This is a genomic window from Cohnella thailandensis, from assembly GCF_014212135.1.
GTDB classification, from domain to species: domain Bacteria; phylum Bacillota; class Bacilli; order Paenibacillales; family Paenibacillaceae; genus Cohnella; species Cohnella thailandensis.
The window spans coordinates 20499-33894 of sequence record NZ_JACJVQ010000004.1; the positions used below are offsets into that span (position 1 = coordinate 20499).

The following is a 13396-nucleotide window of genomic DNA, read 5'->3' on the forward strand; positions in this document are numbered from 1 at the left end:
TTTAATCATTAATTCCACATTTCTAGAACAGTGGAACCGAATTGGGAGGGACTTATATGATAAATTCATGGAAAATATACATTCTGGCCATCGCCAGTTTCTTAGTAGGGACATCTGAGTTTGTTATCGCCGGCATCTTGGATAGGGTAGCAAGCGATGTCGGAGTAACGCTGGCAGCAGCTGGGCAACTTATCACCGTCTACTCGCTCGCATACGCGATCGGCACGCCGATTCTGATCGCCATTACGGCAAGAATAGATCGAAGAACGCTCATGCTGGCTGCATTAGCGCTATTTTTCATAGGGAATCTGGCCACGATTGCTTCGACCGGCTTCGCCATGCTGATGGGAGCTCGAATTATTCTGGCGATCGGCACAGGCGTCTTTATGGTGGTTGCCCTAACCGTTGCGGCTAGCCTCGCTCAGCCCGGCAAGCAAGGCAGCGCGATTGCCACGGTTCTCTTAGGCTTTAACCTGGCGCTTATTCTCGGTGTGCCTCTCGGAAGAGTAATTGCCGGGTCCTATGATTGGAAGATCATATTCACGGGGATCGGCGTGCTCAGCCTGATAGCAATGGTTGTTCTTCGGTTGACCATCTCCAAGTCAAAGGGAGAGACTCCTGTTCCCATACGGGAGCAGCTTTCCCTGCTTAGGACCCCTCGAATCTCTATCGCCTTGTCCATAAGCTTTTTCTGGATACTTGGTTATACCGTCATTTACACTTATATTTCTCCATTCCTTCTGGACATTACCGGAATGAGCGACCGGATGATCAGCGTCGGTCTGTTCGCATTCGGAATTGCCAGTCTTCTTGGATCGCAGGTTGGCGGCTACGGCGCGGATAAATGGGGCATTCCCCGTACGATGATCGGGGGCCTGCTTTTCCACTCCGGGATTTTGCTTCTCATCACGGCATTCGCCCATTCTTCCGCGTTCGTGCTGCCTTTACTGATGTTGTGGTCCTTTTTTGCCTGGTCGACAGGCCCTGTCCAACAGGTCTATCTGATTGGCATGGCACCGAAAGCCTCGGGAATCGTCCTGAGCTTAAACACTTCTATCGTACAATTGGGGATGGCCGTTGGTGCCGTAATCGGGGGGATGGTGGTGGAAAACATATCGCTTCAAGCCGTCGGTTGGATGGGCGCCATCGGCGTTGCGATCGGAATCCTTCCGGCAGCGGTATCTTTATCCATGCGTAGCCAAGTTAGCGTAAACTCCAAAAATTAATTGTCACGGATAGGTTCCTATAGTTGTCTTATTTTATGTATAAACTAAAAGCAAACTGGAGGAACCATTTCATGAGAATGAAGGAGGATGTTGTCGATGACGAATTTTGTCGCTGATATAAAGATTCCCGATAGTCAACTAGCCAGGGAAGCTGCCGAATTATTGCGCGAGCATGGCGACGAGCTTCTATGGAACCACTCGAACCGGGTATTTCTGTTTGCGGCTATGAAGGGGAACCTGAATCAAATCCAATACGATTCGGAATTGCTTTATATCAGTTCGCTCTTCCATGACATCGGTCTTACTCCCGCATACCGAAGCGCGGACAAACGCTTTGAGGTCGATGGGGCTAATGCAGCCCGCGATTTTCTTAGAAGTCGCGGCGTCCCGGAGGATTCCGTTCGGCTGGTATGGGATGCGGTTGCCCTGCATACGACCATCGGTATCGTCGAGTATAAGGAAGCCGAAGCGGCGCTTATGAATTTCGGCGTCGGCTATGATGTGGTCGGGAAGAACTTCGATCTTATCTCGGCGGAAGCGCGTCAGAAGGTCGTCGAGGCTTTTCCACGCGATCGGTTTAAACACGACATCTTGCATGCCTTCTTGGAAGGCTTCAAACACAAACCGGAAACGACATACGGGACGATTAACGCCGACGTGTGCGAATGGCTTCTTCCGGGATATAAGCGCCCCAACTTCTGCCACCAGGTCCTTCATTCCAAATGGGATGAGTAATGGACTTGTGCAGGAAAATATAGGAACAATATTGAATATATCTCTCGCGGTTTATGTTCGAACGTAGAGGGAGGAAACGGATGTGCGGGCGAATGGGGAAATCAAAGGGGAAGCAAGACTGGAAGACATTACGGGAATAACTTGCATTTACGTGCCGGTAAACGATGTTTACGAGTCTATGAAATGGTACCAAAAGAATTTAGGGTATCGGCCTGCAAACGAAGAGCGCGTTGAGCCTGGGATGGCGACGGCCGTATTGAATGTTCCCGATCGGAATGGCAACCTGCCCTCGCCCGGATTAAGGCAAGTCGTACCCGCCCTATTCCTTCACAAATCGGATGAAGAAGGCGGTCGATTACGCTTCTCGTGGTCATTGGACAGCGGCAGACCCCACGCCATCGCCTGTTTCATTACTCCGCGGATCGAGGAGCTGCTTGAGCGTTTCAAGGCGAACGGAGTGAATATTTTAGGAGAACGGATGACCAGTGGACCCAACATAACGTTCGCCGATCCCGACGGCAACATATGGGAGGCTTGGCAGCCCTAATCGATTAAACTGATCTATTACGCTAACGAGGAATGCTTAGAATGTTCACTACGGCAGCTAAGGACTATTTTTAGTCCAAAGCTGCCTCTTTAATTATTTAGTTGACGTTAGGTAAAGCTTAAAGGAAAATTTAACTAGGCTGAAGGAGGTTGGACTATGCTAAACCAAATTGTCCCTTATCAAGAAAGCTACCATGACAAGTTGATCGATATTTGGTACCGAGCGGTGAAGCTTACCCATACCTTTCTCACGGATGAGGATATTGAGTTTTATCATCAGATGCTTCAAAGCGGAGCGTTGAGGCAAGTCGAGATTTGGTTGGAATTAAGCGAAAATAAGGAACCATCCGGGTTTATCGGGCTTGATGGAACGAAGATAGAGATGTTATTCATCGATCCCGACTATCATAGGAAGGGGATCGGCAGTCGGCTGATCAAGCATGCAGAAGCAATAAAAGGCAGTCATCTCCAAGTCGATGTAAATGAGCAAAATGATGCGGCCTACGCATTCTATAAGGGATCGGGTTTCGTACAGACCGGAAGATCGGAGCTGGACGGCTCGGGACGCCCTTTTCCATTGCTGCATTTAGAATTAAAAAGTTGAGCCGGCACGACAGTATTTTTGAAGACTGGGGTTTAAACTCAAGGAGGGTTTCTCATGTTGAGTGACTACCGGCTGACCAAAGCGGACAAGCGCGGTCTGAGCCGCTTCGATCCGAATGATACGGGCGGCTTCGCAAGTAAAAAAGAGATTCAAGACGAGTTTGAACAAATGGAACGGAAGCTTCGCAATCTGCAGGACAAGCTGTTCGCCTCGAAGACGAACGGCGTGCTTGTCTTGTTCCAGGGGATGGATTGCAGCGGCAAGGACGGCGTCATCAAGAAGGTTCTGTCCAACCTGAATCCTCAGGGCTTTCGAGCGGAGAGCTTCAAGAAACCGACGGTCGAGGAATCCGCTCATGACTTCCTGTGGAGAACGCACAAGGTTGTCCCGGCTAAAGGCTATATTACCGCGTTTAACCGTTCTTACTATGAGGATGTGCTCATTACCCGGGTGCACGGCCTGATTCAGGACGAGGAAGCGGCAGCCCGAATGAAGCATATCCGGCATTTCGAGAAGCTTCTAACGGACAATGGCGTGCTGCTGATCAAAATTTTCTTGCATATTTCGCCCGAATTCCAGCTCGAGAAAATCCGCGAACGGCTGAGCAACCCGGAGAAGCTCTGGAAGTTCGATCCGAGCGATCTTAACGAGCGGCATTATTGGGATTCCTACATCGACGCATACGAAGATGTCTTCCGGAACACGTCAACCCCTCACGCCCCGTGGCATATCGTCCCGGCCAATGAGCGTTGGTTCCGCAACTACCTGGTGCTCCGAATTATTTTAAGCTCCCTAGAGAAGCTGGACCTCTCTTATCCGGAACCGGATATCGAGACGCGAAAGCTTCTGGAGCAGCTTCAAGCCAACGATCTCCTGTAAAAATTAAAGCACCGGACAACCGTTTGAAGAAGAAAAGGAACCCAGGCGGGTTCCTTTTTTGCCTGCGAATCGCCTTACAGAGATTTGTCGTCGACGCTGTCCAGCCACGCCTCGATGGTGCCGATGACGGAGGCGACGCAGCCGTCTTCGAACGGCGAGATCAGGCCGGCCGCGTTAACGAGCTCCGTGAAGGAGAGGCTGCCGCCGAGACGGCATAGGCCGAGGTAATCGTTCCACGCGGCTTCGCGGTCTTCGCGGGACTTCTTCCAGAACTGGAACGCGCAGAGCTGGGCCAGCGTGTAATCGATGTAGTAGAACGGCGAGTTGAAAATATGCCCCTGCTTGTGCCAGAAGCCGCCTGCCGCCAAGTATGAGTTGTCCGCGTAATCGCGGTGAGGAAGGTACTTCTTCTCGAGCTCGCGCCACGCTTGCTTCCGCTCGGTCGGCGTCGCCTCCGGATTCGCATAGACGTAATGCTGGAATTCGTCTACGGTTACCCCGTAGGGAATGAAGATCAGCGAGCTGGCGAGGTGATCAAACCGGTATTTGTCCGCTTCCTCCTTGAAGAATAGCTCCATCCACGGCCAAGTTAGGAACTCCATGCTCATGGAGTGGATTTCGCAGGCTTCATAGGTAGGGAAGGCATACTCGGGCACCGCATAGCCGCGGCTCTCGTACACCTGGAACGCATGCCCGGCCTCGTGCGTCAGCACGTCGATATCGCCGGAGGTGCCATTGAAGTTGGAGAAAATATACGGCGCCTTGTGCTCGCTGATATACGTGCAGTAACCGCCGCTTTGCTTGCCCTTCTTGGCGACGAGGTCCATCAGCTCGTTGTCCTGCATGAACCGGAAGAACGCGTCCGTCTCCGGCGACAGCTCCGCGTACATCTTCGCTCCGCCGGCCACGATCCATTCCGGATCGCCCTTCGGCGTCGCGTTGCCGGACAGGAAGGCAAGGTTCTCGTCGTAATAGAGCAGATTGTCGACCTCGATACGTCTCCGCTGGCGTTCCTTGAGTTTCGTCGCGGCCGGGACGATATGGTCCTGCACTTGCTTGCGAAAGTTAGCGACCATGTTCGCGTCGTAGTCGGTCCGGCTCATGCGGGCATAACCAAGCTCGATGAAGTTGCCGAAGCCGAGCTTCTTGGCGATGCGAGTGCGGACCTTGACCAGATCGTCATAGATGCGGTCAAAGGTCGATTCGTTCTCCGCCATGAAGCCGGAGGACGCTTCGGCGGCGCGTCTACGCATATCCCGGTCGGTCGATTGCTGGAACGGCCCGAGCTGGGCGAGCGTTCGCTCTTCGCCTTCGAACGGGATTTTTGCGGAAGCGATCAGCTTGGCGTATTCCGTCGTTAATTTGTTCTCCTGCTGGAGATCCTCGATAACCTCCGGGCTGAACGTCTTCAGCGACAGCTCGGCGAGCCGGAACAGCTGCCGTCCCCACTTGGCCTCCAGCTCGGGACGGAACTTCGAGCCGACGAGCGCCCGGTAATAATCCGTCACGAATTCTTGCACGACCGGGCCGTTCTCGTCGAAGAAGTCCTGCTCGGCTTTGTAGAATTCGTCGTTCGTATCGATGGAGTGGCGAATGCTCGCGATCGTCTGCATCGTTTCGAACTCACTGCGGAGCTTGTTCATTCCCGCCATCGCCGCGTCCTGCTTCTCGTAGCTGTCAGCCGCGGAGAACACGCCAAGCAGCTCCTTGAATTTCGCCTCGAACGCTTTTACGTCCGGCCTCTCGTATGTATATTCGCTAAATCTCATGCTCCATGCACCGCCTTCCAGTTATTAAGACTAAAGCGGCTGCGCCCAGCCACGATTCCATTATACCCCATTCCCTTATCAAGGCGGGTTGAATATATGATATAGTCAAGCGTAGGCTAAATGTTGGAGGAAAAGATGAATTCAAGGGAAAAGTTAGAGGAGAATCAAGTTTGGCTATATGCAATTACGCTGGTAATTGCAACTGGCGTTGGTTTGCTCTTTTCTGATTTAGGCTCAAGCTTGGATAAGCTTATATCCTACGTGCTCGCTGTTTTGATGTATGGGATGTTTACGCAAATTCCATTTCTCAGGCTGAAGGAATCGTTGTCCAATCGCCGTTTCCTGTATGCCCTGCTCACCATGAATTACATCGTCGTTCCCATTGCGGTATGGGCTCTGACTCGATTCCTCCCGAACGATTCCGCTTTACTATTGGGTGTATTCTTAGTATTGCTGACACCGTGCATTGACTATGTCATTGTCTTTACCCAACTGGGCCGCGGCAATGAAAAACTCATCCTAGTATCCACGCCGCTCCTTTTTATATCGCAAATGATCTTGTTGCCCGTTTATTTATGGCTTTTCCTAGGCAAGGAGGCCATGAGAATCATTCATGTCGAACATTTTGTCGAAGCCTTTCTCGGCCTTATTTGTCTTCCTCTAGCATTGGCGCTTATCACTCAACTGTGGGCAGGCAAACATAAGTCGGGCGAACGGTTCCTTAACGCGGCTGCGTGGCTTCCGGTACCTTTTATGGCGTTAACCCTATTTGTTATTGTCGCCTCGCAAATCAGCCGATTGTACGATTCTTTCGATGTCATTGTTAAGGTCATTCCGATCTATGCTGCCTTTATGATTATCATGCCGATCCTTGCCCGTATTTGCTCTCGACTATTCAGATTGGATACGGGTGCAGGACGCGCTCTCATATTCAGCTCAGGCACGCGTAATTCCCTGGTCGTTCTTCCCTTTGCACTGGCTCTCCCCGAGCCGCTCAATAGCTTAGTTCCTGCTGTCATCGTGACGCAGACCCTTGTGGAGTTAATTGGCGAACTCCTGTACGTACGCCTGGTTCCGAACGTTTTACTTCGAGGAACTATTGCTCAAGATAACTGACAACCTGTTGTCAGTAACGGCCATGTATTCTGAGAACGAAGGTTCCATTAACCCATTCCGGAATCGGATAAAGGGAGAGGTTGGCGTTGGGTAAAAAGGTAGAGTATAAAAGAGATTTTAAGCACCTCTATATAGCGAAAACGAATCCAGAGGTGGTGGAAGTGCCGAGGATGCCCTTTTTTACCGTCAGCGGTTCAGGAGATCCTAACGGCGAGGAGTTCGCCAAGGCAACGGAAGCTTTGTACAGCATGAGTTATGCCGTGAAAATGTCCTACAAAAGCGAGGATGTACCCATAGGTTATTATGAATATACGGTGTTCCCTCTTGAGGGGGTATGGGACTTGATCGATTACTCAAAGCCCTCAACGGACAAAAGTAATTTTAAGTACACTATCATGATACGCCAACCCGACTTTCTGACCGAAGAGGGGTTCGAACGGTTCTTGGAACGGACGAAGCGGAGGAAGTCAAACCCGTACCTGGACGGAGTTCGCTTTGAATATGTCGAAGATGGGCTGAATTGCCAAATGATGCATTTAGGCCGTTTTGAAGACGAACCGGCAAGCTTCGCGCGAATGGAAGCCTATTGTACGGAACATGGCTATCTCCGCGCAAGCAAAATACATCGGGAAATTTATTTATCCGATCCTCGCAAGACGGAACCGTCAAAGTTGAGAACGGTGTTAAGATTCCCTGTCGTAAAGACCTGATATCGAAGTGGAAGGGGATGATTGATTATGATTCATCAACGCGAATGTCCGGTGGAGACGATCCTTCATGTTCTGGGCGGCAAATGGAAACCGATGATTTTATGGAACCTGATCCAATCCAATAAGCGATTCAACGATCTGGAGAAGCTTATACCGGATGTTTCTCAAAAAATGCTTTCCCAGCATCTGCGGGACTTGGAACGAGAGGGCATAATCGATAGAACGGTCTACCCCACCGTCCCTCCCAAGGTAGAATATTCCCTTAGCGAATATGGCAAGACATTGATTCCTGTCGCGGAGGTCATGTGCACTTGGGGAGAAAACCATAATAAACGGAAAAATGAGGAGTCTGCTTCTTAAAGCGGGTGCCATACAAAAGCTGCCAAGGGATTTTTCCTGGCGGCTTTTTGCTTTTTACCGCAATGCTTACTTTTAAGTAAGGACCCTACTTTAAAGTGGGTTCTTATAAAGAGATTTAAACGATGCTAAGCTTGAGTCATTCCAGAGATGAAATATCGGGAGTCAAGGATAAAAGGAGGAACAAACGATGAAAATCATTGTTTTCGGAGCAACGGGAAATACGGGGAGAAGAGCGGTGGAGCAAGGGCGCAGAATGGGGCATGAAATGACCGCCTTCGTGCGAAACTCCGAGAAGTTTTATGAACAACAAGGAGAGCGAGCCGAACAGGTAAAGGTGGTCGCGGACGATATCCTAAACCCGGTAAGCGTCGCCGAGGCGCTCTCGCATCAAGACGCCGCTATTATTGCTGCCGGCCATGCGGGTCAGGGAGAGGAGTTCGTTCGTCTCGTGGATAACATTATTAGCCAATGCGAGATCCACCCTAGTTTCGCCGGGAGGGTATGGGTAATGGGAGGCGCCGGCCTGCTGGATATTCCATATACCGATCATATGGGCAACAACCTGCCCGGATTCCCGCCCGCTTTTCAAAATCACAACCGGAATTATGAACGACTGCTGCGGTCCGAGCTTGATTGGTCCATTATGTGTCCGGCAACTATGCTTGATTCGATAGCATCTCCGGCGTCGGTTCATCTGCATGTAACAACGGATACCTTGCCCCTATCCGTACCGAAGACGATCAAGGAATTATCCGAGGCCGATATAGCCGGTTACTTGTTCAGCAGGCTTCAAGAGATGGATGTTGCTTATGAGGATGTCGTGCAATGCATGCTGGACCATATGGAGCTCGGAGGACCTTTTCATAGGAAAAGGGTCGGGCTCGCCTATCAAAGCGAGATTCCGCAGTGACTACGGAGCCACGAGGGAGATGGTGAGTTTGTTTGGTTGGATCCATAACCGTACTAATGGTCCTTAAGCCATTCTGAAGAAGCCTCAACCCATTCGCCAAACGCTACTGACATAACGTTGTCAGTAGCGTTTTTTTATAATCGGTCATGTAAACGTAAACGAATAAATTAAAGATTTGGAAGGATGATATTTTGTGAATTTCGCTTCTGTACGCATCATTACGGACGACGTGGATCGTCTCGTCGAGTTCTATGAGAAAGTCATGGGGGTTTCGGCGGAGCGGCCCGCGCCCGTATTTGCCGAACTCGTTATGCCGTCCTGCACCCTTGCCATCGGCCACTCCCAGACGGCGCAGCTATTCGGCGCCGGCTCCGTAGCGGGGGCTAACAACCGCACGGTCATCATCGAGTTCCGCGTCGACGATGTCGAGGCCGAATACGTGCGCTTGAAGCCGATTGTCGATAATTGGGTACAGGAACCGACCACGATGCCGTGGGGGAACCGTTCAATGCTGTTCCGCGATCCCGACGGCAACCTTCTTAACCTCTTCGAGCCGGTGACCGAGGATGCGATTAAACGGTTTAGAGGCAGACATTGACGGGCAGTAAAGATGGCCATTAAACTTGCCGTTACAGTCAGGGCGGGGAACCGATTCATAAATGACGCGATTTAGGCGGTTGAAACGATCGATTCCTTGAAAAAACAGGCGTAAAATAGCAATAAGACCACCCGAATCGAGGATGGTCTTATTGTTATTTTCGATAGAATGATCTAGATAGGTGTACCGTAGCGGAGAAGTAAGCAGGAAAATATCATTTCCGGGTGGAATTTGTTGGCGACAAGTTAGAGTGGGGGTCAATAAGATCATGGAAAAGTACGGAAGTGACAAATCCCGTTTTCTAAAAGAAATAATGGATTTAATGGTATCAATAAAAGGCGGAACAATTGAACTACGCGATTTTCATAATACGGATAAGTGGCTTAGTACTGATTACACTTTATCGAACCCAGGAAGTAATAAAGAGGCTATAACATGGACGGAAACGATCGAGCCTTTCCATGTAATGAAGTATCCGGTAACCCGGCAGTTGTATCATTTTGTCATGCATGAAGAAGAAATAGAGCCGAGCGTGAGCAAGTTGCCCATTACGGAAGTTTCGTGGATGGACGCTATTGCCTTTTGTAATGAATTATCTAGAAAGCTTGACAGGACGGAATGCTACACAATCACAAATGAAAGCGAGAACACAATATATAACAAAACAGCGAATGGATTTCGATTATTATCAGACGCTGAATGGCAATATGCGTGCAAAGCTGGAACCGCGGGATATCGGTATGCAAGAATCGATCAAATTGCATGGTATCAAGAAAACTCCAATGGAACTGTTCATCGGGTAGGACAACTGCTTCCTAATCCATGGGGACTTTATGATATGATTGGGAACGTATGGGAATGGTGCTGGGATCTATATGATACTGAGCGATATGGGAACTACAGAGTTTTCCGGGGAGGCAGTTGGGCCGAAGTGGAGAACAATTGTGGTTCTACGAGTAGAAGGAAAAGCATGCCCGATTTCAAAATAGATGATCTCGGCTTTAGAATAGCACTTACAAATCCTTGAATAACGACGAACGATAGTCGAACAACCCAGCTATACGTACAGAAAAACGATCTCGCATCCGAAATACTATCCTCATGAGATCAATCCTTAATCAAAAAAGCAGAAAACCAAAGACAGTATGGAAGTGGAAAAAGACCTTAGTTGCCCTCCTGCTGGGTGCAGTTGCGCTGGCCCTTGCGTGCATCGTCATCTTTAACATACTGGTTGCCCGTCAGGATGTGTCCCTACTGGAGGAGCCATTGCCCGCGTCAACCATCGTCTATGATCAGAACAAGGTAGAAGTGCTCCGTCTCTCGCCGAGCAAGGCCGAAGCCGTCAGCTACGATAGCTTGCCCGATTCGTTGATCGAAGCGGTCGTAGCCGTTGAGGATAAGCGATTCTTCGAACATAGCGGTACGGACCTCCAAGGCATCGCCCGAGCTCTGATCGCCAATATGTCGAGCGGCAGAACGGTACAAGGGGCGAGTACGATAACGCAGCAGCTGGCCAAGAACGTTTTTCTATCGCAAGAACGAACCTGGACGAGAAAATGGAAGGAGCTTCTGCTTGCCGAGAAAATAGAAAGGAATTACGACAAGCAGCAAATTATAACCTTCTATCTGAATCAAATCTATTTTGGCGAAGGAGCTTGGGGGATCAAGAAAGCGGCCGAAGTTTATTATGGCAGGCCGGTTCATAAGTTGACGCTGTCGGAATCCGCGTTGCTTGCGGGAATCATTAAAGCGCCGTCAGCTCTGTCCCCATACCGACATCCGGATGAAGCCAAAGCCCGCAGGAACGTTGTCCTGCAGCTCATGAAGAATCAAGGGAAAATCGATCAAGCCGCTTATTCCGCTGCCATAAACGAGCCGCTTTCTATTCTCGCTTCTAAGCCGGACAGCGGCAATGGGATGAAGTATCCCTATTACATCGATCAGATGATTCGCGAAGCCGGCGATAAATACGGACTCACGCAGAATGAAGTTCTTCACGGGGGACTTCGCTTCTATACGACTCTAAATAGCCAAATGCAAGAAGCCGCCGAGCGCGTTTATGCGCAGGATAGTAATTTCCCGGCAAGCGGTTCCGACCAGCTCATTCAAAGCGGCGCCGTATTGGTAGACCCTCGGGACGGAGGAATTAGAGCGCTTGTCGGCGGCCGCGGCGAGCAGCCTTTCCGTTCGTTTAACCGCGCCGTTCAATTAAAACGTCAACCTGGCTCGACAATGAAGCCCATATCGGTGTACACGCCGGCTCTAGAGCACGGTTACTCTCCGGATGATACTCTGATCGACGAACCGGTTAACTTTAATGGCTACCAGCCGCGAAACGCGGGCGGTAGCTACCATGGCGAGGTCTCGATCTATGAATCGGTTATTCATTCCTATAACGTACCGGCAGTCAAGCTGCTGAATGAGTTGGGAATTGACGCAGGGATGGAATCGGCTAACCGATTCGGATTAGAGCTCACGGAGGCAGACCGGAACCTGGGGCTTGCTCTTGGCGGTCTCCAGGAGGGGGTATCTCCGCTTGAAATGGCCGAAGCCTTCAGCGTATTCGCGAATGACGGGACGCGAATTCCAGCCCACGCCATTACCCGTATCGAAACAGCCGATGGAGAGATTGTGGCGGAGCACGATCCGGATGACGGGATAAGCGTAACCGATCCCGCGGTAGCCAGAACGATGACCTCCCTGTTGGAAGGCGTCGTGACCGAAGGAACCGGAGTCGCGGCGGCGCTGGAAGGCCGACAGGTAGCCGGCAAGACGGGGACGACCGAAATGCCCGGAACGGGCGGACAAGGAATGAAGGACAACTGGTTCGTCGGATACACGCCCCAGCTCGTCGGCGCGGTATGGCTCGGTTATGACCGCACGGACGCAAGCCATTACTTGACGACAACCTCCAAGGCTGCAGCCGCCGTATTCCGAACGCTGATGAGCGAAGCGCTTAAGGATGAACCGGTTATGAATTTTCCTAAAGTGCCGGGGACGGCGAAGAAAAACGATAATCCGAAGAAGCAAGAGAAACCTAAACCCGATAAAAAAGATAAGAAGGACAAAGAAAGCAAGAGCGATGATAAAAAACACGGAGATGGACCGGGGAAGGGAAAAGGGAAGGATAAGGAAAAGGATAAGGATAAGGACGACTAAATAAAACGAAGAGTTCAATAAGCAAGCTCCCAATCGGCAAATGGAATTTCCATTCAAGTCGATTCGGAGCTTATTTGCGTTAAAATCTCCAACTAATTGACCACCGACTAACGACACCCGCTTTGTTTTCGGGATTTTTCTTTTCTGGCTGGTACGTCCGCAGCACTAGCCCTTTTTTGGGGCTAATCGCTGTTGGAATCTGCCTGATTCTTCAATTTATCCATTTCAGCAAGCGTCATTTCGTTGCACAGGCGGATGAATTCAAGGATCAGAGACGTTTGCTGCTCATCATACCGGGACAGGATCTGAAGCGTGGACTGCATAACCGATTGGAACAGAGGGGAGATTTGGGCCGAACGCCCTTCCGCAGGCTTGACAACCACTCGTCTCCGATCGTTCGGATCCTTATCCCTGGTGACATAGCCGGCCTGCTCTAACCGATCGATAACATTGGTTACGGCGCCTGTCGTCAAACCGGTTAATTGGGCCAATTGTCCGGCGGTTACGGCTCCGGTACGGTTTAAAAAGTCCAGACACTTGTGATCGGTCGCATTCAACCCCAATTTTTCCGAAATGAGTTGGTGAAGCATAACGGCTCGCGCGCTGTTTTGGCGCAATTCGTTAAGCAAAGCCTGTTGCGATGGAGATAGGTCATGAAATTCAAGGGAACTGCCTCTTGACATAGCGAAACCCCCAAGGTAAGATTAACTTATCTTAATGAATTAAGATATATAATTGATTAAGAAAATCAGTTAATTAAGAATTGTTATGAAGTCAGTATATC

General features: G+C 50.3%; 14 protein-coding genes. 12 read left to right on the plus strand and 2 right to left on the minus strand.

The genetic code is table 11. The annotated features are described in order from the left end of the window. Nucleotides 1-56: 56 nt before the first annotated feature. From H7B67_RS04175 to H7B67_RS04195, 5 genes are all read left to right on the plus strand, one after another. A complete protein-coding gene (locus tag H7B67_RS04175; protein WP_185118544.1) occupies nucleotides 57-1226 on the plus strand; it encodes an MFS transporter in 1170 nt (389 codons plus the stop codon). Between the two features lie 96 nt (nucleotides 1227-1322). Beyond that, nucleotides 1323-1961: an HD domain-containing protein gene (locus H7B67_RS04180; protein ID WP_185118545.1), complete on the plus strand. Its 639-nt coding sequence runs from the start codon at nucleotides 1323-1325 to the stop codon at nucleotides 1959-1961. Nucleotides 1962-2043: 82 nt separating this feature from the next. Next, complete coding sequence (locus tag H7B67_RS04185) at nucleotides 2044-2508, plus strand: VOC family protein (RefSeq protein WP_185118546.1); 465 nt, start codon at nucleotides 2044-2046, stop codon at nucleotides 2506-2508. 156 nt (nucleotides 2509-2664) lie between these two features. Further along, the gene (locus tag H7B67_RS04190) at nucleotides 2665-3111 is read left to right on the plus strand and encodes a GNAT family N-acetyltransferase (RefSeq protein ID WP_185118547.1); all 447 of its coding nucleotides are present in this window, start codon (nucleotides 2665-2667) and stop codon (nucleotides 3109-3111) included. A gap of 54 nt (nucleotides 3112-3165) precedes the next feature. Beyond that, entirely contained in the window at nucleotides 3166-3990 is an 825-nt protein-coding gene (locus H7B67_RS04195) for a PPK2 family polyphosphate kinase (protein WP_185118548.1), read from the plus strand. Nucleotides 3991-4064: 74 nt separating this feature from the next. Here the strand turns inward: H7B67_RS04195 and H7B67_RS04200 are convergent, their stop codons facing one another. Further along, the gene (locus H7B67_RS04200) at nucleotides 4065-5759 is read right to left on the minus strand and encodes a M3 family oligoendopeptidase (RefSeq protein WP_185118549.1); all 1695 of its coding nucleotides are present in this window, start codon (nucleotides 5757-5759) and stop codon (nucleotides 4065-4067) included. Nucleotides 5760-5894: 135 nt separating this feature from the next. On the opposite strand from H7B67_RS04200, the gene H7B67_RS04205 reads away from it, so the two are divergent. From H7B67_RS04205 to H7B67_RS04235, 7 genes are all read left to right on the plus strand, one after another. Then, nucleotides 5895-6875, plus strand: a complete 981-nt coding sequence (locus H7B67_RS04205; protein WP_185118550.1) for an arsenic resistance protein — start codon at nucleotides 5895-5897, stop codon at nucleotides 6873-6875. Nucleotides 6876-6961: 86 nt separating this feature from the next. Beyond that, complete coding sequence (locus H7B67_RS04210) at nucleotides 6962-7585, plus strand: GyrI-like domain-containing protein (RefSeq protein WP_185118551.1); 624 nt, start codon at nucleotides 6962-6964, stop codon at nucleotides 7583-7585. A gap of 27 nt (nucleotides 7586-7612) precedes the next feature. Then, nucleotides 7613-7945 (plus strand): winged helix-turn-helix transcriptional regulator, encoded by a 333-nt coding sequence (locus H7B67_RS04215; RefSeq protein ID WP_185118552.1) that lies wholly within the window; start codon nucleotides 7613-7615, stop codon nucleotides 7943-7945. A gap of 187 nt (nucleotides 7946-8132) precedes the next feature. After that, nucleotides 8133-8855 (plus strand): NAD(P)-dependent oxidoreductase, encoded by a 723-nt coding sequence (locus tag H7B67_RS04220; RefSeq protein WP_185118553.1) that lies wholly within the window; start codon nucleotides 8133-8135, stop codon nucleotides 8853-8855. Nucleotides 8856-9048: 193 nt separating this feature from the next. Beyond that, the gene (locus H7B67_RS04225; RefSeq protein ID WP_185118554.1) at nucleotides 9049-9453 is read left to right on the plus strand and encodes a VOC family protein; all 405 of its coding nucleotides are present in this window, start codon (nucleotides 9049-9051) and stop codon (nucleotides 9451-9453) included. A gap of 268 nt (nucleotides 9454-9721) precedes the next feature. Continuing rightward, complete coding sequence (locus H7B67_RS04230; protein ID WP_245364093.1) at nucleotides 9722-10480, plus strand: formylglycine-generating enzyme family protein; 759 nt, start codon at nucleotides 9722-9724, stop codon at nucleotides 10478-10480. 239 nt (nucleotides 10481-10719) lie between these two features. Continuing rightward, a complete protein-coding gene (locus H7B67_RS04235; protein WP_245364092.1) occupies nucleotides 10720-12612 on the plus strand; it encodes a transglycosylase domain-containing protein in 1893 nt (630 codons plus the stop codon). A gap of 182 nt (nucleotides 12613-12794) precedes the next feature. On the opposite strand, the gene H7B67_RS04240 is transcribed toward H7B67_RS04235, so the two are convergent. Next, nucleotides 12795-13295, minus strand: a complete 501-nt coding sequence (locus H7B67_RS04240) for a MarR family transcriptional regulator (protein ID WP_185118556.1) — start codon at nucleotides 13293-13295, stop codon at nucleotides 12795-12797. Nucleotides 13296-13396: the final 101 nt, after the last annotated feature.